This is a genomic window from Candidatus Venteria ishoeyi (assembly GCF_030378065.1).
GTDB lineage: Bacteria > Pseudomonadota > Gammaproteobacteria > Beggiatoales > Beggiatoaceae > Venteria > Venteria ishoeyi.
The window spans coordinates 1-22,917 of the sequence record NZ_JAUCGJ010000031.1 but is presented as its reverse complement, the minus strand read 5'-3'; the positions used below and the strand labels follow the sequence as shown (position 1 = coordinate 22,917).

18 protein-coding genes and 1 tRNA gene are annotated in these 22,917 nt (G+C 46.3%); 11 read left to right on the top strand and 8 right to left on the bottom strand.

The window, feature by feature from the left end:
* Positions 1 to 4 precede the first annotated feature (4 nt).
* From QUF61_RS11485 to QUF61_RS11440, 10 genes are all read left to right on the top strand, one after another.
* A complete protein-coding gene (locus QUF61_RS11485) occupies positions 5 to 139 on the top strand; it encodes a hypothetical protein (RefSeq protein ID WP_286019527.1) in 135 nt (44 codons plus the stop codon).
* Entirely contained in the window at positions 132 to 1,433 is a 1,302-nt protein-coding gene (locus tag QUF61_RS11480) for a restriction endonuclease subunit S (RefSeq protein ID WP_289681777.1), read from the top strand. Before QUF61_RS11485 ends, QUF61_RS11480 begins: the two co-directional genes overlap by 8 nt.
* Complete coding sequence (locus tag QUF61_RS11475) at positions 1,430 to 1,654, top strand: hypothetical protein (protein ID WP_103918331.1); 225 nt, start codon at positions 1,430 to 1,432, stop codon at positions 1,652 to 1,654. Before QUF61_RS11480 ends, QUF61_RS11475 begins: the two co-directional genes overlap by 4 nt.
* Positions 1,655 to 1,694: 40 nt before the next feature.
* Positions 1,695 to 3,329 (top strand): type I restriction-modification system subunit M, encoded by a 1,635-nt coding sequence (locus QUF61_RS11470; RefSeq protein WP_103921814.1) that lies wholly within the window; start codon positions 1,695 to 1,697, stop codon positions 3,327 to 3,329.
* 79 nt (positions 3,330 to 3,408) lie between these two features.
* Complete coding sequence (locus QUF61_RS11465; RefSeq protein ID WP_103921813.1) at positions 3,409 to 3,597, top strand: DUF2065 domain-containing protein; 189 nt, start codon at positions 3,409 to 3,411, stop codon at positions 3,595 to 3,597.
* 2 nt (positions 3,598 to 3,599) lie between these two features.
* On the top strand, positions 3,600 to 4,781 hold the full coding sequence (locus QUF61_RS11460; protein ID WP_103921812.1) for an ATP phosphoribosyltransferase regulatory subunit: 1,182 nt from the start codon (positions 3,600 to 3,602) through the stop codon (positions 4,779 to 4,781).
* Between the two features lie 104 nt (positions 4,782 to 4,885).
* Positions 4,886 to 6,178, top strand: a complete 1,293-nt coding sequence (locus QUF61_RS11455) for an adenylosuccinate synthase (RefSeq protein WP_103921811.1) — start codon at positions 4,886 to 4,888, stop codon at positions 6,176 to 6,178.
* 114 nt (positions 6,179 to 6,292) lie between these two features.
* A complete protein-coding gene (gene accD, locus QUF61_RS11450; protein ID WP_103921810.1) occupies positions 6,293 to 7,213 on the top strand; it encodes an acetyl-CoA carboxylase, carboxyltransferase subunit beta in 921 nt (306 codons plus the stop codon).
* A 5-nt stretch (positions 7,214 to 7,218) separates the two neighbouring features.
* Positions 7,219 to 7,986, top strand: coding sequence for a 23S rRNA (guanosine(2251)-2'-O)-methyltransferase RlmB (gene rlmB, locus QUF61_RS11445; protein ID WP_103921809.1), 768 nt, complete (start codon positions 7,219 to 7,221; stop codon positions 7,984 to 7,986).
* A 193-nt stretch (positions 7,987 to 8,179) separates the two neighbouring features.
* A complete protein-coding gene (locus QUF61_RS11440) occupies positions 8,180 to 8,641 on the top strand; it encodes a hypothetical protein (protein WP_289681776.1) in 462 nt (153 codons plus the stop codon).
* 845 nt (positions 8,642 to 9,486) lie between these two features.
* Here the strand turns inward: QUF61_RS11440 and QUF61_RS11435 are convergent.
* The 3 genes from QUF61_RS11435 to QUF61_RS11425 form a co-directional block, all read right to left on the bottom strand.
* Positions 9,487 to 11,508, bottom strand: coding sequence for a response regulator (locus tag QUF61_RS11435; RefSeq protein WP_289681775.1), 2,022 nt, complete (start codon positions 11,506 to 11,508; stop codon positions 9,487 to 9,489).
* Positions 11,508 to 13,658 carry a TonB-dependent receptor gene (locus QUF61_RS11430; protein ID WP_103921805.1) on the bottom strand — a complete coding sequence of 717 codons (2,151 nt, stop codon included), beginning with the start codon at positions 13,656 to 13,658 and terminating at the stop codon, positions 11,508 to 11,510. The genes QUF61_RS11435 and QUF61_RS11430 overlap by 1 nt, the downstream gene beginning before the upstream one ends.
* Positions 13,659 to 13,932: 274 nt before the next feature.
* Entirely contained in the window at positions 13,933 to 16,083 is a 2,151-nt protein-coding gene (locus QUF61_RS11425) for a TonB-dependent receptor plug domain-containing protein (RefSeq protein ID WP_289681774.1), read from the bottom strand.
* A 266-nt stretch (positions 16,084 to 16,349) separates the two neighbouring features.
* Between QUF61_RS11425 and QUF61_RS11420 the strand changes: the two genes are divergently transcribed.
* Positions 16,350 to 18,098: a sensor histidine kinase gene (locus QUF61_RS11420; protein WP_103921803.1), complete on the top strand. Its 1,749-nt coding sequence runs from the start codon at positions 16,350 to 16,352 to the stop codon at positions 18,096 to 18,098.
* Positions 18,099 to 18,196: 98 nt separating this feature from the next.
* Here the strand turns inward: QUF61_RS11420 and clpX are convergent, their stop codons facing one another.
* The 5 genes from clpX to QUF61_RS11395 form a co-directional block, all read right to left on the bottom strand.
* Positions 18,197 to 19,465 carry an ATP-dependent Clp protease ATP-binding subunit ClpX gene (gene clpX, locus QUF61_RS11415; RefSeq protein ID WP_103921802.1) on the bottom strand — a complete coding sequence of 423 codons (1,269 nt, stop codon included), beginning with the start codon at positions 19,463 to 19,465 and terminating at the stop codon, positions 18,197 to 18,199.
* A 101-nt stretch (positions 19,466 to 19,566) separates the two neighbouring features.
* Positions 19,567 to 20,325, bottom strand: coding sequence for a CmcI family methyltransferase (locus tag QUF61_RS11410; RefSeq protein WP_289681773.1), 759 nt, complete (start codon positions 20,323 to 20,325; stop codon positions 19,567 to 19,569).
* Positions 20,326 to 20,373: 48 nt separating this feature from the next.
* Positions 20,374 to 20,997, bottom strand: coding sequence for an ATP-dependent Clp endopeptidase proteolytic subunit ClpP (clpP, locus tag QUF61_RS11405; protein ID WP_289681772.1), 624 nt, complete (start codon positions 20,995 to 20,997; stop codon positions 20,374 to 20,376).
* Between the two features lie 227 nt (positions 20,998 to 21,224).
* Positions 21,225 to 22,550 (bottom strand): trigger factor, encoded by a 1,326-nt coding sequence (tig, locus tag QUF61_RS11400; protein ID WP_103921800.1) that lies wholly within the window; start codon positions 22,548 to 22,550, stop codon positions 21,225 to 21,227.
* Positions 22,551 to 22,621: 71 nt separating this feature from the next.
* Positions 22,622 to 22,706, bottom strand: a tRNA-Leu gene (locus tag QUF61_RS11395).
* Positions 22,707 to 22,917 lie beyond the last annotated feature (211 nt).

Here is a 22,917-nt window from a genome sequence, read left to right as displayed (position 1 = left end):
AAAAATGGAATACACCCTGTCCCGTAACTTCTCGCCAACTTTGATTGCCGAGTATCAATTACAACTACCGGACAAAAAACTATTGCAGGCCAAACTGCATGAGCTGCTTGCGCAGGAACTGGAGAAGAGCGATGAATAAACCAGAGAAAAAGGGCTTGGTGCCGGAGTTAAGGTTTCCTGAGTTTGGAAATAAGGAATGGAAATTTGCCAAGATAAATGATGTAGCTTCAATAGTAACCGACTACGTTGCAAATGGAAGTTTTCAATCCTTAAGGGAAAATGTTGTTATTCTCAACACAAATGAATTTGCTTACTACATCAGACTTAGTGACCTAAGAGCAGGTCTTGGTCACAAAGATCAAAAATATGTTGTTCAATCTAGCTATGACTTTTTGAAAAAGTCAGCTCTTCATGGTGGTGAACTTTTAATAGCGAATATTGGCGCAAATGTTGGAGAGGTATGGCAAATGCCGATGGTAGATAAGCCAGCAACATTAGCTCCCAATATGATAATGATTAAGTTTAAAACAAATGTGAGTAGCAATTATATTTACTACCTTTTAGATAGTGAAAATGGACAAGATAGCATTGCTAAAGCAATTGGCGGCGGAGCACATCCGAAAATAAATAAGACGGACCTAAAGCAGGTAATAGTGGTTTTGCCAACTACTTCGCGAGAACAACAAAAAATCGCCGATTGCCTCACCGCCATTGACGAACTGATCACCGCCCAAACCCAAAAACTCGACACCCTCAAGACCCATAAAAAAGGCCTGATGCAGCAACTCTTCCCCGCCGAAGGCGAAACCCTGCCCAAACTCCGCTTTCCTGAGTTTTGGGATCAGAGGGAGTGGGATGAGAAGGCTCTAAACGAATTAACAACATATGTTGATTATAGAGGTAGAAGTCCAGCCAAATGTGAACATGGAATATTTTTGGTGACTGCAAAAAATATTAAGCACGGTTATATAGACTATGATATTTCAAAGGAATATGTATCACCTAACGATTATGAAAATGTAATGAAAAAAGGAAAACCGGAAAAAGGTGATGTGCTTATTACTACTGAAGCCCCTTTAGGAAATATAGCCCAGATCGACAGAGAATATATTGCGTTGGCACAACGAGTTATCAAGTTTAGGAGTAGAGATTTCATAAGCAACGATTATCTTAAATATTACATGCTTGGAGGTGAATTCCAAGGACTTTTAAGGGCAAAGGCAATTGGTAGTACTGTGCAAGGTATTCAAGGAAAAGTTCTGCACCAACTCCCTATTAAGTTTCCATGTGGTCTCGAACAACAAAAAATAGCCAATTGCCTCACCTCCCTCGATGCGCTGATTACCGCCCAGGCTGAAAAAATCGATACCCTCAAAACCCACAAAAAAGGCCTGATGCAGCAGCTATTCCCCACCCCGGAGGCAAATGGGTGAATAATTTATTGCCGCTGAAAACGCAGAAATACGCAGAAGATTCCGTTCATCGCAACCGCTTCTTTTTCTGCGTTATTGTGCGACTTCTGCGGCAAAAAAACACTGAAAGGATGATACAACGTGGTAAATTGGCCTGTAGCTTGGCGCTGACGAAGGCAGCCCAACATCAACACATCCCTGAAATATTGGACTTTGTACCTCAGCCCAACCTACCGATCTAAATGATAAAACCACTGTAAACGCTGAAACGGAACACACGCCATGACCCAAGAACAACTCAACCAACTCGGCAAAACCCTCTGGGCGATTGCCGACGATTTACGCGGCGCGATGAATGCCGATGATTTCCGCGATTATATGCTGTCGTTCCTGTTTTTGCGTTATCTCTCCGATAACTACGAAACGGCGGCGCGGAAGGAGCTGGGGCGGGATTATCCCGCACCGGAAGAGGACGGCAAACGCGCACCGCTGGCAATCTGGTATCAAGAAAATGCAGAGGATGTCAGCGACTTCGAGAAGCAAATGCGCCTCAAGGTGCATTATGTCATCGAGCCGCCATATCTGTGGAGCAGCATTCATGAGATGGCGCGCACCCAGCACCCGGATTTGCTGATAAATCTTGATAACGGCTTTAAGTACATTGAAGAACGCTCCTTTGGCAGCAGCTTTCAAGGTCTGTTCTCTGAAATCAACTTGTACTCGGAAAAGTTGGGAAAGACGCAGAAAGTCCGCAACGATAAACTGTGTAGCATTATTAAAAAAATTGCCGATGGCATTGCCCGCTTCAGCACCAACACCGACATCCTTGGCGATGCTTATGAATACCTGATTGGTCAATTTGCCGCAGGTTCCGGTAAAAAGGCGGGTGAGTTCTATACCCCGCAGCAAATTTCCACCATTTTGTCCAACATCGTCACCCTGGACAGCCAGGAGCCAAAGACTGGCGCAAAACAAAAACTGAATAAGGTATTCGATTTTGCCTGTGGTTCCGGCTCCTTGCTGTTGAATGTGCGTAAGCAAATCGGCCCTCACGGTATTGGCAAGATTTACGGGCAGGAAAAAAATATCACCACCTATAACCTGGCGCGCATGAATATGCTGCTGCACGGGATGAAAGATACCGAGTTCGAGATTCATCACGGCGACTCGCTGCATAACGACTGGGATATACTCAATGAGATGAACCCGGCGAAGAAGCTGCAATTTGATGCTGTGGTCGCCAATCCGCCTTTCAGTTACCGCTGGCAGCCGTCGGCAACGCTGGGCGAAGATTTCCGTTTCAAAAATCATGGTCTCGCTCCCAAATCCGCTGCCGATTTTGCTTTTCTGCTGCACGGCTTTCATTTTTTGAGTGACAGCGGCGTAATGGCGATTATTCTGCCCCACGGCGTGTTGTTCCGAGGTGGCGCGGAAGCCCGCATCCGCACCAAGTTATTACAAGACGGTCATATCGACACCGTGATCGGCCTGCCCGCTAATCTGTTTTTTTCCACCGGCATCCCGGTTTGCATTCTGGTGTTGAAACGCTGCAAGAAGCCGGATGATGTGCTGTTCATCAATGCCAGTGAGCACTTTGAGAAGGGCAAACGGCAAAATCGTCTCCGAACCACGCAGGAAATGCCGGACGGCGGGATGGGGGATATTGAAAGAATCGTTGATACTTATCAGTTTCGCAAAGAAGCCGTGCGTTATTCTCGTCGCGTCTCGATGGAAGAAATTGAGAAGAATGATTACAATCTCAATATTTCGCGCTACGTCAGCACTGCCAAACCTGAGCCGAAAGTTGATTTGCAATTAGTGAACACTGAGTTGAAAGCGATAGAAAAGCGCGTAACAAAAGCCGCTGAAACACACAATGCATTTCTTAAAGAACTGGGACTGCCGCCGGTTCAATGAGCCGCTTGATGAAGTAAAAAATGCCTCATAACAAAACGATAACTTTGAAAAATCGCCACTAACTTGTACAATTAGCGCCATGTTTAATGACTTATGGGCCGCATTGGCCCTGATGCTGATATTTGAAGGCATGATGCCTTTTCTTAACCCTGAGCTGTGGCGTAAATTATTACGTTCCGCGCTGGAACTGGACAACCGGCAATTACACTGGTTTGGCTTTTTCATCATGGCAACGGGACTCTTATTACTTTATCTGGTGCGTTATTAATTATGCCCACTGTTAATCGCTGGTTATTACCCGAAGGCGTGCATGAACTGCTGCCGCAACAGGCCGCCTGTCTGGAACAGGTGCGGCGTCGCCTGCTGGACACTTATACCTCCTGGGGATATGAATTAATTTTCCCGCCGTTTATTGAATATCTGGATTCTTTATTAAGTGGCGCGGGTGCAGATTTAGATTTGCAAACATTTAAATTGACCGACCAACTTACTGGTCGCCTGATGGGGATACGCGCAGATATTACCCCGCAGATAGCACGGCTGGATGCGCATCAACTGAAAACCGAAGCGCCCAACCGCTTTTGTTATCTGGGTACGGTGCTGCATACCCGTCCTGATGGTTTTTCCCATAGCCGCACACCGTTGCAGGTGGGGGCGGAGCTTTATGGTTATCCCGGCATTGCCGGGGATATTGAAGTGCTGCGACTGATGCAGGAAACACTGCGCATCACCGGTATAGAAGATTATTATATCGACCTGGGGCATGTGGCGATTTATCGGGAGTTGTGCAAACAAGCCCAGCTTGATGACGAACAGGAAAACCGTTTGTTCGATGCCATGCAACGCAAAGCACTCTCCGAAATCAATGCCTTGTTATCAGACTGGCAGATTCATCCAACCCTGCATACCATGCTTTCGCGTCTGCCGGAATTACACGGCGGCCTGGAAGTGCTCAGTGAAGCCGAACAGGTGTTTGAAGCGGCGGGTGATGTGGTGTTATCCGCGTTGGATGATTTGCGCACCCTTGCAACCGCCTTGTCCAAACAGAACCTGCATGTGGATTTAGCGGAATTGCGTGGTTACAGTTACCACACGGGCGCAGTCTTTTCGGCTTATGTGCCGGAACATGGTCAGGCCATTGCGCAGGGTGGGCGTTATGACCACATCGGCGAAGCCTTTGGACATCCCCGACCGGCAACTGGTTTTAGTACGGATTTGATTACCCTGGTTTCATTTATGGCCTGTGACAAGCGCAGCCAGAAAATTTTTGCGCCTATCAGCGACCTGGCACATCAGGCAGAACAGGTGCAACAAATCCAGCAATTACGCGAACAAGGTCACATTGTGGTGCAGAGTCTGCCCAGCCAGGAAGCCAGCGCCCAAGACATGGGGTGTGAACAAATCCTGGTGTATCAGGATGGTAATTGGGTGATACAAGCAATTGATGACTAAGGTTTCTTATAAATCGGTATAATTTCTGAATTTTGGTTTAGCAAAAGTCTTTTTTTAGATTTTGCGAACCTGATTAAACAACTTAAATCTAAAGCGAGAAGAACATGGCTAAAAACGTTGTCATCATTGGCTCCCAGTGGGGAGACGAAGGCAAAGGAAAAATCGTTGATTTGCTGACCGAACGCGCTGCCGCAGTCAGCCGGTTTCAGGGTGGACATAACGCAGGTCATACCCTGGTAATTGATGGCAAAACCACGGTTTTACACTTAATTCCTTCTGGAATTTTACGTGATAATGTTTCCTGCTTTATTGGTAACGGCGTGGTGTTATCACCTGAAGCCTTACTGGAAGAAATTGATACCCTGGAAAAAAATGGTATTGCCATTCAAGGTCGCCTGTTTATCAGTGAAGCCTGCCCTTTAATTCTGCCCTATCATGTGGCTTTGGATCAGGCGCGGGAAATTGCACGCGGCAAAAACAAAATTGGCACCACCGGTCGTGGCATTGGCCCTGCTTATGAAGACAAGGTTTCACGCCGGGGTCTGCGGGTTGGCGATCTGCTCAATCCTGAGCATTTTGAAAATCGCCTGCGCACAGTTATGGCTTATCATAACTACATGCTGGAAAATTATTACAAAGCCGAGGCGGTGGATGTGGAAGCCGTCTTAGCTGAAACCATGACCATGCGTGAGCGTTTACTGCCACTGATTGCCGATGTACCGGCACAACTGGCGGGTTATCTGGAATCCGGTAAAAACATCCTGTTTGAAGGTGCGCAGGGTACCTTGCTGGATATTGACCAGGGTACTTATCCTTTTGTCACTTCCTCCAATACCACCGCAGGCGGCGCAGCAACAGGCAGCGGCCTGGGGCCGGGATATTTTGATTATATCCTCAGCATTACCAAAGCTTATACCACCCGCGTTGGCGCAGGCCCGTTCCCAACCGAATTATTTGATGATATTGGTCAACATCTGGGCGAAAAAGGCCATGAGTTTGGCGCGACCACCGGCAGACAGCGCCGCTGTGGCTGGCTGGACATCGTTGCCTTGCGCCGCGCACGTCTTAACAACAGCTTTACCGGTATCTGCCTGACCAAGCTGGATGTGTTGGATGAGTTGGAAACCATCAAAATCTGTATTGCTTATGAATATGAAGGCAAAGAAATTGATCAGCCGCCAACCGGCGCTGAAGCCTTTGAAAAATGCAAACCGGTTTATATGGAAATGCCGGGCTGGCAGCAATCCACCATCGGCGTACAATCTTATGATGAACTGCCGGAAAATGCGCGGGCTTATATTGAAAAAATTGAAAGCCTGTTAGATACGCCGATTGATATTGTGTCCACCGGCCCGGATCGCATCGAAACCATTATTCGCCAGCATCCTTTTGATTAGAATAAAGCGCTCATTAACTTAAGCCAAATTTGGCACGAGCAGTCCCCCCGCCTGCAAGGCGGGGAGGCTAAAAGCCTACGTTTTTTGTTTCACACTGATTTTGGAGTTAAATCAATGAGCTGGTTTGAAAAACTAATCCCGGCACGGATTCGCACTGATGCCAAAACGCGGCGTTCAGTACCGGAAGGCATCTGGAGCAAATGCCCCATGTGTCAGGCCGTGTTATATCGCGCGGAACTGGAACGCACCCAGAATGTCTGCCCTAAGTGCAACCATCATATGCGCATTTCCGGGCGGCAACGGCTGGAGCATTTTCTGGATGCCGACAAGCGTGAAGAGCTTAACGCAAATCTGACTGCGGTAGACAAGCTGAAATTCAAAGACAGTAAGCGTTATAAAGAGCGGCTGTCGATTGCGCAAAAAAATACCGGAGAAAAAGATGCGCTGATTACCATTCAAGGTGAAGTGCTGGGCGTGCCGCTGATTGCAGCGGCTTTTGAATTCGGCTACATGGGCGGCTCTATGGGCGCGGTGGTTGGTGAAAAATTTGTCCGCGCCGCCAATATCGCGATGCAGCATAAAATTCCTCTGGTGTGCTTTTCCGCCAGTGGCGGTGCCAGAATGCAGGAATCTTTATTTTCCCTGATGCAAATGGCAAAAACCAGCGCGGTATTGACCAAGATGCAGGAACAAAAACTGCCGTTTATTTCCGTATTAACCGATCCCACGATGGGCGGCGTTTCTGCCAGTTTCGCCATGCTGGGCGATATTAATATCGCCGAGCCGAATGCCTTGATTGGTTTTGCTGGCCCCCGCGTGATTGAACAAACCGTGCGTGAAACCCTGCCGGAAGGTTTCCAGCGCAGTGAGTTTTTACTCTCGCACGGTGCGGTTGATCAAATTATCAGTCGTCAGGAAATGCGCCAGAAAATTGCAGGCTTACTGGCAATGATGATGGGATGCGAAGCCCCGCCTCAAGAAGAAATCCTGCAACCACATAAAAATGATCCTGACGCTGAAAACCCTGAGCATTAAATCCAATGAGCGGCAAACATCCCCAGAAAAATATTGAGTACCTGTTTGGACTGCACAGCAGCTTGTCTGTTTTGCAAAAAAATCCCCTGCGTATTCTGGAAGTGTATTTACAACAAGGGCGCAGCGACCCAAAACTGGATAAAATTCTGGCAGAAATTCAGCACAACGGCCTGCCAACACAATGGGTGGCTCGTAAAACCCTGGATAAACTGGCTGAGCAGGGCAATCATCAAGGCATCGTATTACGCTGCAAAGCCGAAGCTGAAAAAGATGAGTTCTGGTTATTAGAGCAACTTGAACAGCAGGAGCAAGTGCCTTTATTACTGGTGCTTGATGGCGTGCAGGACCCGCATAACCTCGGTGCCTGCCTGCGCAGCGCGGATGCTGCCGGGGTCAACGCGGTGATTATTCCCAAAGATCGTGCCGTTGGCATGAACGCCACGGTGCGCAAGGTCGCCTCTGGTGGTGCTGAAAACGTGCCTTTAATCACCGTGACCAACCTGGCTCGCACCTTACGCAATTTACAGGAACAGGGTATCTGGCTGGTGGGACTGGCTGGTGAAGCGCAGGCAACACTGTATGCAACGGATTTGACCGGGCCGATGGCGCTGGTCATGGGCGCGGAAGAAAAAGGGCTGCGCCGTTTGACGCGGGATACCTGTGATCAACTGGTCAAAATTCCCATGCTGGGGCAGGTGGAAAGTCTCAATGTCTCCGCTGCCAGCAGCGTTTGCCTGTTTGAAGTACTGCGCCAGCGACAGTTTTCCAAATAAAATTGGGGTTATGCAAAAGCTTCTTTTTTGCAGGTTTTGCAGGTTTGCAATGCAAAAAAACCGCTTTTGCTTCACGCTGGTTTTAATTCCCCTCATTCCCAAGGCATACGTTCCCAACGAAGACATTGGGAACGAGGTGTAATGTGAGTTAGTTTTTTTCTTTTTCCTATGTAACTACTAACACTATTAATCAATGGACAGCGAACAACCCCAACAAGATCCGCTTAAATTATTAGCGGTATCCATGACCGACCCGCCAGAGCGTATTCAGGAACGGCTCAAAACCCAAACTGATGAGATTGAAGCAGCCCTGGCACGCAAAGATCATCAGTATTTTGGGCTGAAAGCCGATGCCAGCGCGCATACGCTGGAAAAAATTGCTTTGTTCAAAACCAATACCTTTAAACAGGCTGCCAACACCCTGATTGATCCTAAGCAGCGCCGCGCTTACCAGAAACGCATTCTGGCGCAGCGGGTGCGAGATAAAAAATCTCCGCCACCACCTAAAAAAAGTCACCGCCAAGCCAAGCATAAAAAAGCCATACCACCGGAAAAAGATTTAATGGTTAGCATTGCCAAAGGCATGGTGCGTCTGGGTTGGTATTTTGCCGCACTAATCGTGATATTAATTTTTATTTTCCATGCACAAGGTTAAAACCTTCGCCTTTCAGGCGAACAGATTTATCTCTAATGTTTAACGGTAAAACTTAAAATATGGGTTTTAGCGCTAACACCCCAAAGGGGTATTTTAATATAGCCTGGGGCAGCGCCCCAGGCAGGTTATTTTGTTGAATTAGAGCCCTGAAAGGGCGATACATCAGAGGGCGCGTCATTTATGTATCGCCCTTTCAGGGCTCTGGTATCATCACATTACACACCCAGGGCGTTGCCCTGGGCTGGTATGTTATACCCCTTTGGGGCTGGCTGAATATTTTCTTAAGGAGTGAGGATAAAATAAATACAGAAACTGGGCGCAGGATTTTTATTCATTTTCAAGGCGCGAAAATAGGCGCATAGCAAGCTATGTAACTGTTTTCGGAACGCAGAAAATGGAGAAAAAGACCAGCCAAGTTGCTGAAGTTATAAAATTCTCGCTCCTAAGTTAATGGTAGTGGGGCAGCGCCCCAGGGTAGAGAATGACACGGATACAATTCCAGGGGTGTTACCCCTGGCTATATTAATGCGCCCCGTTGGGGCTAAACAACAGGGCTTGTCCGCCCTGTATCTCGGCTTTCAGCCGCCAAACGCTCTAACCCCCCCCGTCTTTTAGCGGGTGGTTGTTTAGTTATTCACTCTATGCGCAGTGAGTCCCCCTGAGTACAGAAAGTTACACCTTGTTCTTCAGTGTCTTTGTTGGGAGCATAGGCATTGGAAGCCCTGTTTCCAGTACTGGTCAAGCGGAGCTTGCGAGGTAGGCATTCCCAAGTAGAACTTGGGAACGAGGTGGAACAAGAGGTTACAACACACTGTATTCCCGTCCTTCAAAGTCGTATGCAAAATCTACTGTGTATCTTGTTCGGTATGGGCATCCTGCAAAGCCGTCACAATCAGGTCAAAGCGAAACTCGTTCACCAGCGTATTTAAGGTATTGGCTAATGTCGGCGCACTGACATGTACCTGTTCAATGACTTGTTTTAATTCATCAGAATCCAGGCGGATTGCGGCTTCTTCAAGCGCGAGTATTAAGGCTTGCGGTAATACTGAAAAAACTTCAGGCGTGAGTTGGATACGTTCCATTTGTGCGTTATTTCCTAATACTTCTTCATAAAGGTAACGCACCCCCAGGGCTTTTTCCATGGCCTGAAAAATTTCTTCTTCCTGTAGGGGTTTACGTACAAAGCCATTACAACCTGCGGCGATGACTGACATTTGATCTTCTTCAAAAGCACTGGCGGTCAGGGCAATGATTTCGGTGTGTTTGCCTTGTGGCATGGCTTTAATTCGTCTTGTGGCTTCATAGCCATCCATCACCGGCATACGAATGTCCATCCAGATTAAATGCGGGTGCCACTGTTGAAACTGCTTAATTGCTTCTTCACCATTATTGGCTTCATGCACCTGGAACCCGGTTTGTTCTAGTAAGCGGCGCAGTAATAAACGGTTGTCGGCCTTATCTTCAACAATCAAAATCCGAAAATCAGATTGTCCCTCAGCCAGTCCAACCACCTGTGTGTTTTTTATGGCTGGCGGCAAGCCAGCCTGATCCACCAATTTTATGGGGAGTTCGAAAAAAAAGCGGCTGCCTTTACCCGGACTACTTTTCAATTCCAGCTCTCCACCGAGTAAGTGTACAAATTCCCGGGTGATTGCCAGTCCTAAACCGGTGCCTTCTCCTTGTTTTTCTCCTGCTTCCGTTTGTATAAAAGGTTCAAAAATACATTGCTGATCTTCAGGTTTAATACCAATACCGGTATCGGCAATGGCAAAACCAATATGTGTGTGTTGCTGGTTACCGGCCTCAAGCGTGACGCGCAGCGTAATACTGCCGCTATTGGTAAACTTGACTGCGTTGCCCAGCAGATTAATGAGTATCTGGCGTAATTTGTTCTCATCACCCAGTACATAACCCGGCAAGCCATCACCATACTCAGTACGCAGTATCAGTTGTTTCGTCACTGCGCGCACCTGAATCATTTCTTCAACACCGGCAAGCAATTCATTCAGATTAAAAATATGCTCTACCCGTTCGTTGCGCCCGGTTTCGATGCGGGAAATCTCCAGCACGTCGTTAATCAAAGCCAGCAGGTGTTGACCACTGCGGTTAATAGTTGCCAGATATTCCCGTTGTTCAGCATCTAACTTTGAATCACGCTGCATTAATTGTGCAAAACCAAGAATGGCATTCATCGGTGTGCGTAACTCATGACTCATATTCGACAGAAACACACTTTTCGCCCGGTTTGCGTGTTCCGCCTGCTCTTTGGCCTGTTCTGCGGCAAGTCTGGCCTGCTCCAGTTCCTGTGTGCGCTGCTGCACCGCCTGTTCCAGCTTCTCAACATAATTGCGGTATGTGAGATAATAATCGGTTTTTTTTGCCAGAGAAAGGGTGATTTGTTTCACTTCCATAGTGTCAAAAGGTTTTTTTAACACCAATAAGCGGTGGGTATCCCCCAGTTCAGCCTGAATTTCTTCCCAACTGAAATCAGAATAAGCACTGCACAGCACCATTTCGATATCAGGATATTTTTCCCAGATATGTTTAATGGTTTCCAGCCCGTTCCATCCGGGCGGCATACGCATATCCATGAAAATTACAGCAAAAGGCCGGTTTTCTGCCTGTGCCTGTTCCACCATTGCCAGGGCTTCTTCTCCTTGATAGGCGGAAGCCACGGTAAAGGATAAATGCGGGGACTGGTTTTTTTTAACGTCCAGAACTTGTTGCAGCAGATCGTCTAGCTCAGCATCCTGCCGTGAGTCATGAGACTCCGAAGTTAATATCAGGCAAAAATCATCATGTATGCCCTGGTTGTCATCTACGACCAGTACCGGAACAGGTGCTGATGATACGGATTCAATAGTCATTAGAAGTGATATCCTAGGCCGATGTACATGCTGCGTTTGTTCATGGGATAATCATCGGGAATTAAGCCGCTGCTCGGCTCACGGACATCGGCATTAAATAGATTATTGATTGTGGCGCTGAAATCCCAGTGTTTGGCAAAGTTCTCCCGCCACAGACTCAGATTAACCAGGGTGTAATCATCCGTGGCATCGCGCTCATCGTCAGCAGCACGTTCCCGATCCGCCACCCAGTTGAGCTGGGTGGACAACTGCCAGTCCGGCATAAATCTCCAACGCGCATCCAGGTAAAACTGCTGCCGGGGCAAATAAGGCAGTTGCCTGTTAGTGATGTCATTGGTGGTTTTTTGCATGGCGTAGTTGGCGTGTAATAACCATTGCGTATTAATTTTCCAGTCCAGTTCCAGCTCCAGCCCCTGTCCGGTTAAATCCGTATAATTCTGCGCGGTGCTGCTGCCATCGGGATCTAATACCAAATCTACCATATCACTGGCCTGATAATGATAGAGATTCAGCCCCAATCTGAGTTCAGGGCGGATTAGGTAAGAAAAAGCCAGTTCATAGGTATTGATGGTTTCCGGATCAAGATTGAAATTACCATAAATAATCGGATTGTTGCGGCCATATAATTCAGAAAAAGAAGGGGCGCGAAAAGCGCGTCCATAGAGTAATTTACTGGTCAGTTGCGGACTTGTCTGCCATACCAGAGAAAGACGGGGGTTGAAGGTGGAGCCAAAGTTAGAATAATGGTCATAGCGCAGGCCAGAGGTTAAAGTCCAGTCCGGTGACAGATACCACACATCCTGCAAAGATAAATAATATGTGTTGCGCGTTCCATCCATGCCATAAATATAAGGCGTGCCGGTGACATTGCTTAGTCTGCCGTCAATGGGGGATTGGCTGCCATCAATCACGCCCGGTCCAAAATTTTTATTTTCTTTTAATATTATTTGCTCTTTTTTCCAGCCCAGGTTTAAACGCCAGGTATGACTGACCCAGCCGTCATACAAAAAAGTGAGATCCAGTTGTGGTGTTTCTATTTCTCGCTCAGGGTTGCCTATTATGCCATCAGTGAATAATACGGGGTTGAATGGCGGGGTGAACAAATTACCATCTGCACCGATAAGCACCAGCGTTCCCGGCGGGAATATACGATGGGTATATTGTGAGCTGATCCGCTGGTAACTCATGGCAGCATTAAATTTAAGGTCAGGATGCCAATCCTCAGTTTGATATTCAAGGCTGTACAAAATTTGATTGATGTTAGAATTTCCCTTGGGATCCAGGGCTTGCCCGATGCCAGCTCCAGAACCAATATCCCGGTGTAACCAGGCATCTATGCCAATAGACCAATGTTTATTATTGACATGGAGGTTATAAGTTGTGGTTTTATAGCGGTAATTCAGAGAACCAGGTGCCAGCGAAGCTGTGGTGCCGAATAATTTATCCAGATTGCTTTGGGTATCTGCGTTCACAATCCGGCTGTTATCCAGACCTTCCCGCGTGTGTTCCAGATTAAAAGCAAGGCTCCAATCCTTGCCTATCTGCGTACCGTATTGCAGCCAGGCACTTTTTGTTTCAAAACTACCGGCACGTATACCAACATGAAGCCCGTTTAAGTCTTTAGCCGTTTTGGTGATAATATTAATCACCCCGGCATAAGCATCCGCGCCATAAATAGCAGACCCCGGACCCCGGATTATTTCAATGCGATTGATATTTTTAACATTAATCCTGGCCGCTGAAGGGTAAACGCCACTGGCAATATCACTGGAAATACGATAGCCATTGAGCAGAATTAAAACCTGCGGATTTTGTGTAGTGTAGAGTCCACGCATATAAAATGGCGTGGCTGGCACCAGTGAGGAAGGGCGCGGATGCAGCCCAGGTACGGATTCCAGTACCTGAGCCAGGGTTATTGCACCCATGGCTTTAATATCTGCTTCCGTAATCACCGAGGCCACCGCCGGAGCTTTTTCCAGGGAGGTGGCAATGCCGCTGGCGATTTCAACTAGTGGCAGTTCATACAAACCTTCCAGGGAGATCTCCTGCTCAATGTCAGGATCAACGACTTTTTGTGCCTGCACTCCTTGTATCGTAAAAAGCAGTATCGACAATCCAAAAAAGAAAAGTTGAAGCATACGCATTGTCATGGTAAACACCTGTTTTTTAGACTTGTATATACTGAGCCAGTCATCTGATTAAGGAGTGAAGATGAAATAAGTGCAGGAACTGGGCACAGGATTTTTATTCATTTTCAAGGCGTGAAAACAGGCACATAGCAAGCTATGTAACTGTTTTCACAACGCAGAAAATGGAGAAAAAAACCAGCCCAGTTTCTGAAGTTATAAAATTCTCACTCCTAAGGAGCAGATATTAATTATTATAGGTATTCACCATAGCCTGACCAACTTTTAAAAATTTCCATTAAAAATGATATTCCAGCCCGACGTACACGCTGCGTTTGTTCATTGGGTAATCATCAGGAATCGAAGTGCTGCTCGGCTCGCGGACATCAGTATTAAATACATTATTTACCGTGGCGCTGAAATCCCAGTGTTTGGCAAAATTCTCCCGCTGCAGGCTCAGATTCACCAGGGTGTAATCATCTGTGGCATCACGCTTGTCATCACTGGCGCGCTCCCTGTCCGCCACCCAGCTTAACTGACTGGACAACTGCCAGTTCGGCATAAATTTCCAGCGCGCATCCAGGTAGAATTGTTGCCGTGGCAAATAAGGCAGTTGTCCATCGGTGGCATCATTGGTGGTTTTTTGCCAGGCGTAATTGGCACGTAATAACCATTGTGCATTAATTTTCCAGTCCAGTTCCAGTTCCGCGCCCTGTCCGGTTAAGTCCGTGTGATTCTGCGCGGTGCTGGTGCCATCGGGATTTAATACAAAATCCACCATGTCACTGGCCTGATAACGATAAAGGTTCAGTCCCAGTCTGAGTTCAGGGCGGAGCAGATAAGAAAAAGCCAGTTCATAGGTGTCGATGGTTTCCGGGTCAAGATTGGGGTTGCCGTATGCAACCGGGTTATTACGCCCATATAACTCAACAAAAGCAGGGGCACGAAAAGCGCGTCCGTACAGCAATTTGCTGGTCAGTTGTGGGTTTGTCTGCCACACCAGAGAAAGCCGGGGATTGACGGTGGAGCCAAAGTCGGAATAATGGTCATAGCGCAAGCCGGAGGTTAAAGTCCAGTCCGGTGATAAATACCAGACATCTTGCAAAGACAGATGATATACGCTGCGGCTTTCATCTGTACCATAAATATAAGGTGTCCCTGTGATATCTGTCAGTTTACCGTCAATGGGGGAGATGCTGCCATCAATCACACCCGGCCCAAAATTTTGACTTGAATTCAGTTTTACCTGCTCTTTTTTCCAACCCAGATTCAAGCGCCAGGTGTGGCTGGCCCAGCCATCATAGAGAAAAGTGAGATCCAGTTGCGGGGTTTCTATTTCCCGCCCAGGGTTGCCTATTACGCCATCGGTAAATAATACCGGGTTGAACGGCGGAGTGAACAAATTACCATCTGTACCAATCAATGCCAGCGTACCTGATGGAAATATATTTAAGTTATATTGAGCATTTATTTGCTGATAACTCATGGCGGCGTTGAATTTAAGGCCGGGATACCAGTCTTCAGTTTGATATTCAAGGCTGAACAGCGTTTGATCAATGTCGGTATAGCCCTTGGGATCCAGCGCCTGTGCGACACCCGGCCCGGAACCAATATCGCGGTGAGACCAGCCATCCACGCCGATAGACCAATGTTTATTATTGACATGGAGATTATAGGTGGTGGTTTTATAGCGGTAATTCAGTGGCCCCGGTGTCAGTGAGGCTGTGGTACCGAACATCTTGTCTAGATTACTCTGGGCATCCGCGTTCACAACCCTGCTGTTATCCAGACCTTCCCGCGCGTGTTCCAGATTAAGCGCCAGATTCCAGCCCTTGCCTATCTGACCACCGTATTGTAGCCAGGTATTTTTGGTGTCAAAACTGCCTGCGCGTCCACCAACATGAAAGCCATCCAGCTCTTTTGCCGTTTTAGTGATGATGTTAATTACCCCGGCATAAGCATCCGCGCCATAAATGGCAGAGCCGGGACCGCGAATGACTTCAATACGGCTGATGTTTTTAACGTTAATTCTGGCATCTGAAGGATAAATACCACTATTCACATCACTGGAAATTCGATGACCATTAAGCAGAATCAAAACCTGCGGATTTTGTGTGCTGTAGAGTCCGCGCACATAAAATGGCGTGGCAGCCGTCAGCGTGGAAGGCCGTGGATGTATCCCCGGCACTGATTCCAGCACCTGCGCCAGGGTGATTGCGCCCATCGCTTTAATATCGGCTGCGGTAATCACTGAAGCCACGGCGGGGGCTTTTTCCAGCGAAGTGGCGATGCCGCTGGCAATCTCAACCAGAGGCAGTTCATACAAGCCTTCCAGAGAGATTTCCTGCTCAATGTCAGCATCAATGACTTTTTGCGCCTGGACGCTTGGCATCGTAAAAAGCAATGCCAGCAGCCCAAAAGAGAAAAATTGCGGTGTAAGCGTTATCATGGTGATCCCCTGTTTTTTTATAATTATCTGTATGGAATAAGTCGCTGGATTAAAAAACAGACAGTATCATTATAGGTGTTCATTATTGCATTAGGAGCGAGAATTTTATAACTTCAGCAACTTGGCTGGTCTTTTTCTCCATTTTCTGCGTTCCGAAAACAGTTACATAGCTTGCTATGCGCCTGTTTTCACGCCTTGAAAATGAATAAAAATCCTGTGCCCAGTTCCTGTATTTATTTTATCCTCACTCCTTACCAACTAAAAATATGAAAACTAAAAGCATACGCCAGTCGCTGTTTGAGCGTTTTACGGTCATTTTGATGACAACTTTTTTCTGTATCATCCTGCTGATTGCGCTAATCAGCTTTTCTGACACCCGGAAAAGTCTTGAGCGCACGGCAGATTACATTCGCAGCACCCTCATCAAACAGGGTTTGGTGTTGGCAAGCAATAACAGTCATGCATTGAAAGAAATGGTGGCGGATAATGCATTTGGTGCGATTCAGGGTTTGGTTGCTGATACCGTGGCGAATCATCAGGATATTGTTTATGGCATTTACATGGATCAGTATAGGCAGCCCTGGGTATTTGCTAACCCCAGGTATCCTGATGGTGTGGTTGAGGAGCGCGTGACATTGGATGATCCCTTTGCATTGTGGGCCGGGAAAATTCAAAAAACCGCTCATCGCATTGGAGATTATAAAGACATTGCAATTTATGAGTTTGCCGCGCCGGTCATGCTGGATGAACAACGCGAAGGCACCATTCGTTACGGTTTTTCCACCCACAGCATGGTTTCCACACTGGAGCAGGAACGCCAGGAAGCGCACCTTTCAACCATTAAAATGCTAATAGTGTTGTTTGTCGTTGGTGCTATTGCAGTGGCTGCCAGCCTGTTTGCTACGTTGCAAATGGCGGCAAAAATCACCTTGCCATTGGCAAAGCTGACCAAAGCCAGCAAACATATTGCGCAAGGGGACTATAGCCAGAAAATAGCGATTCGCAGCCGCAGCGAAATTGGCGAACTCAGCCACAGTTTTGAAAAAATGCGCCTGGGCATACTTGAGCATCGGCATAAATTGGAGCTTAATAATACTGATTTAGAAATTGCGCAGACTGAGCTACGTGATTTGAATCAAAACCTGGAACAAAAAGTTCGGGAACGTACTAAAGAGTTAGAGCAGTTACAGGCGCAACTGGTTGAGGCGGCTCGGGCTGCGGGCATGGCTGAAGTCGCTGTTAACGTGCTGCATAATATTGGTAATGTCATTAACAGTGTTAATGTTGCCAGTCAACATAGCGCAGATATGCTGCAAAGCTCGAAACTGCCATTGCTGCAACAGACGCTGAGCTTATTACAAGCCCATCAAAACGACATCACAGCTTTTTGCACGCAAGACCCCAAAGGCAGACTGATACCCCAATTATTACAAAAACTGGGGGATGTACTGGCTGTGGAAAATCAGGCATTAATAACTGATAACAGCCGTATGCAGCGTAATATAGAGCTGATTAAATCTATCATCGCCACCCAGCAGCAATACGCGAAAGCAGACAATTTTGAAGAGTGCTTTGACATGGGGCAGGTGCTCAGAGAAACCACTGAGCTGATGAGTGACTCTCTGAACCGATATCATATCCAGTTGCAACTTGAACTTCAGGATGTGCCTCCCGTGCGGGGTGAACGCGCCAAACTCCATCAAGTGATTAATAATCTGATGAGCAATGCCAAAGAGGCATTACGCGTCACGCCGGTTAGCCAACGTAAATTTAGCTTTAGCCTGTATGAAAAAAATAATTGGGTGGTACTAGATGCCATTGATAATGGCGAAGGCATTGCACCAGATCGTTTAACCCATATTTTTCAGCATGGCTATACCACCAAAACTAATGGTCATGGTTTTGGTTTGCATTCCTGTGCCAATTATATTGGCGAAATGGGGGGGTATATTGAAGCGTTTAGTGAAGGCAAGGGGAAAGGCTGTTTGCTTCGGATTAGCTTGCCAAGTGTGTAAAAGAATGAATATAAAGCCGGATTCAAAAAGACCTGACAGATTTTAAAAACCTGTCAGGTCTTTGCTATGAAGCCCGGCAATAGAATGTTGCTGCTGTACTAGGCTTCCATGCGCTCATTTTCTTCAAAGACGATAAGCGGTTTGGATTCACCTTCAATAGCAGCCGCATCAGTGACGATACGCACGACATTATCCATGGAAGGTAATTCATACATGGTGTCTAATAAAACATTTTCCAAAATGGAGCGTAAGCCACGCGCACCGGTATGTCTGTCCATGGCTTTTTTCGCCACGGCCTGCAAGGCTTCTTCGCGAAACTCCAGTTCCACGCCTTCCATTTCAAATAAATGCGCATACTGTTTGGTCAGTGCATTTTTTGGCTGGGTCAGAATCTGCACCAATTGCACCTGATTCAGTTCTTTTAAGACCGCAGTGATAGGCAGGCGACCTACAAATTCTGGAATCAAACCATAACGCACCAGGTCTTCTGGTTCAATTTTATCCAGATGCTTGCTGAGCGCAACCTTATCATTTTTATTTTTAACTTCCGCAGAAAAACCGATACCACTTTTCTCAGTACGATCCCGAATGACTTTATCCAGACCGGCAAAAGCACCGCCACAAATAAACAACATATTGGAGGTATCTACTTGCAGGAATTCCTGTTGTGGGTGTTTGCGCCCACCTTGTGGTGGCACTGAAGCGACCGTGCCTTCAATCAGCTTCAACAGCGCCTGCTGCACGCCTTCACCGGAAACGTCACGGGTGATGGAAGGGTTATCCGATTTGCGGGAAATCTTGTCGATTTCATCAATATAGACAATGCCGGTTTGCGCTTTTTCAACATCATAATCACATTTTTGCAGCAATTTCTGAATGATGTTTTCCACATCCTCGCCCACATAACCGGCTTCGGTTAAGGTAGTGGCATCGGCAATGGTAAAAGGTACATTCAGCAAGCGCGCCAGTGTTTCTGCCAGCAGGGTTTTACCGGAACCGGTGGGGCCTATCAGCAATACGTTACTTTTAGCCAGTTCCACATCGTCTTTTTTGACTTCAGAAGCGATACGCTTATAGTGATTATAAACGGCAACAGAGAGGATTTTTTTAGCATGACCCTGACCAATGACATAATCATCCAGTTTTTCTTTGATTTCTCTGGGGGTCAGTAGATGCTGCCCGGTATCAGTATTGACTTCATCCTGAATTTCTTCACGAATAATGTCATTACACAGCTCCACGCATTCATCACAGATAAATACAGAGGGACCGGCAATCAGCTTGCGCACCTCATGCTGACTTTTGCCACAAAAAGAGCAATACAGCAGGCGTTCGTCATCACCTGATTTATCTTTGCTGTCACTCATTGGTCGATTTCCTCTCGCATAAATTTTCTGGATAACTGGTTAAATCGTTGTCTGAATATTGTGTCACTCATCAATAAAGACAAGCTACACTTTCTGATATGTTATATAACTTTATTGCATTTTGGAATATTCGGGTTCAAGTGCTTTTTTGTCAAAATTCCGATACCCGCCCACCATTGATTCCAGTTTTCAACAATTTCCACACAGTGATACTGGGTTTTGATCTCATTCCAAAAACGATCAACTTCCGCTAGATGGGCGGTGGTTCCTGAGGGATGATGCACTATATCATGAAATACAATAATACCGCCGGGCGTAACTAATGGAGAATATAGCTCAAAGTCTTTTTTGACACCTTCATAGGAATGATCGGCATCAATATACAACAGGTCTATTTTTTTACCATTGAGTATTTTTTCAATTTTCTTTTTTGTGATAAGTTTTTGTGAGTTTGATCTCAACAAATTTAATGTTTGCCCAGACAGGGGGATGCTCTTAAAAAAAAGTAAACGTATAAAAAAATAGAGACGCATGAGTCCCATTGGCAGATCGATACTGATAATATGAGCATTTTTGTCTGCCAGGCGAGAAAATAAAAATAGTGTCCCGCCATTTGCTGTACCAATTTCAAGTACCGTTTGTGGTTGATTTTTTTCTACCAGTTCTGAAAATAGCCTTATTTCATAAGGAACCTGAATGGGTTTAAGGATACCCCCCCACCTATGAAAAATAGCATCAACCAACTGCCCTGCTGACATATCTGCTCCGGTTCGCTGAATACTTTTATAATAACGTATACATTGAACAGTATATGTCAGAAAATTCCAGGCTTTTTTTAACCAGTTCAAAAAGGCTTTCATGGTTATGCTGTACCTCTTTTTCTCAAAAAAGCCTGCCCCTATTCTGAATCAAGAGGAAGTGGAAGTTTCGCGTTTATCCATAACAGCATCAACCAGGCCATATTCAACGGCGGTTTCTGCATCCATGAAATTATCCCGTTCAGTATCCTGCGCAATCTTTTCTAACGGGTTATCAGTATGTTTGGACAGGATGTTATTTAAACGATCACGCACCTGTAGCATTTCCCTGGCATGAATATCAATATCTGTTGCCTGCCCCTGATAACCGCCTAAGGGTTGATGAATCATCATACGCGCATGAGGCAGGGTATAGCGTTTTCCTGCTTCACCGGCTGCCAGCAGTAAAGCGCCCATGCTGGCGGCCTGACCAACGCACAAGGTGCTGATGTTGGGGCGGATAAACTGCATGGTGTCATAGATAGCCATACCCGCAGTTACCGAGCCACCAGGTGAATTGATATATAAGTGAATATCTTTTTCCGGGTTTTCTGATTCCAGAAACAATAACTGGGCAACAATCAGATTCGCCATGTAATCTTCAACCTGACCCACCAGAAAAATAACGCGCTCTTTGAGCAAACGTGAATAAATATCATATGAGCGCTCGCCACGCGCTGATTGCTCAACCACAATTGGCACTAAGCCGCCTGCTGCCTGAATATCCAATGCCATTTCTTAAGCGTCCCTGTTATTTTATTAAAAGACCTTCCAGGTTTTCAAAACCTGGAAGGTCTGGTATAGGTCAAAATAAAATTAATAGTATTTAACCTGAGTTAGATATAAGATATTTTATCCAAAAATACTGGAATCCAGCAGTGACTATCAAAAACTTAGCATGAGATGGAAGCGATTTTTTGCGCCATCAGCGCAAAAAGAAGCTTACATCGAACTCGGGTTATTTAAGCGACTGCGGCTTCAGCTTCAGGTTCCATAACTTCTGCAAAGTTTTTTGCAACTTCAGAGACTTCAACTTTTTCCAATACCCAGTCCACAATTTGATCTTCCAGTACGGAGGCTTCAATATCGTGCAGATTAGCCGGATCAGAATAGAACCAGGAGATCACAGATTCCGGGTGCTCGTAAGTGCTGGCCAATTTTTCAACAGCAGCTTTTACTTTTTCTGGCGCTGGGGTAAAGTTTTCCTGGCGAATCACGGTACCCATCAAAATGCCCAGTTTAACCCGGGTTATTGCGCGTTCTCTGAACTGGTCTACGGTTAAACTCAGTTGCTCAGCCTGAATACCCTGTTGCGCAAACTCTGCTTCCATATTCTTTTTCAGTTGCTCAGCTTCGGAAGTAACCGCTGCATTAGGCACCTGGATTTCATTTTTTTCCAGCAAAGCATCCAGCACATTCTGTTTCAGGCTGGCGCTTAATTTTGCTTCCAACTCACGGCTCAGATTATTGCGCACTTCTGCGCGAAAAGAGTCCATAGTACCGTCAGCCACGCCAAAGGCTTTAATGAAATCTTCATTAATCTCAGGTAATGATGGGGCATTAACCTGATGCACTGTCACTTTAAAACTGACATTTTTACCTGCCAGAGCTTCGGCGTTGTATTCTTCAGGAAACTGTAGTGCCACAGTTTGCTCAGAACCTGGCATGGCACCAACCAAAGCTTCTTCAAAGCCAGGAATAAACTGATTTTTACCCAGTTCCAGATGATGACCGTTTGCGCTGCCGCCTTCAAAAGGTGCTTCTTCACCTTCCAGGGTACCGACAAAATCAATTTCCAGTTGATCGCCATTTTCTGCGGCACGTTCCACAGCTTCCCAGGTTTGACGCTGCTGGCGTAATTTTTGTACCATTTTATCAATATCGTTTTCTGTGACTTCAGCAACAGATTTTTCAACCTGAATACCGTCCAGAGCAATATTTTCAACTTCAGGATAAATTTCAAATTTGGCGGTATAGCTGAATTCTTCGCTGTTACCGGTTTCATCTTCAAATTTCACATCAGGCATGCCCGCAGGGCGCAGATTTTTTTCAGTGATCGCTTCCTGAAAACTTTCGTTAAACAGTTCGCCTAAAATTTCGTTTCTGACTTCTTTGCCAAAGCGCTGTTTAATCAGGCGAATAGGTGATTTACCCGGTCTGAAACCATTGATTTTTGTGGTGCGTGCCAGTTCTTTCAACCGCTTATTCATGGCGGTGTCTAAACGGGTGCGGGGCAAGCCCACGGTCATTTGACATTCAAGATTATTGATTTCTACGGATACCTGCATGATTACCTCTTGGCTCGGTTGCTGACTGAGTAATGAGCCTATAAAAGCCAACTCAGGGTGTTAAGGAATTCTGGTGCGAAAGGAGAGACTCGAACTCTCACGGGTTACCCCACTGGCACCTAAAGCCAGCGCGTCTACCAATTCCGCCACTTTCGCGTAAACCCTGTAGTATAAAGGTTTTTTTAAAAAGGATAAAGTCTTTTAAAAATCTAAATAATATTATTTTAAAAAAAGGGCTGTTTAGGAGCGAGAATTTTATAACTTCAGCAACTTGGCTGGTCTTTTTCTCCATTTTCTGCGTTCCGAAAACAGTTACATAGCTGGCTATGCGCCTGTTTTCACGCCTTGAAAATGAATAAAAATCCTG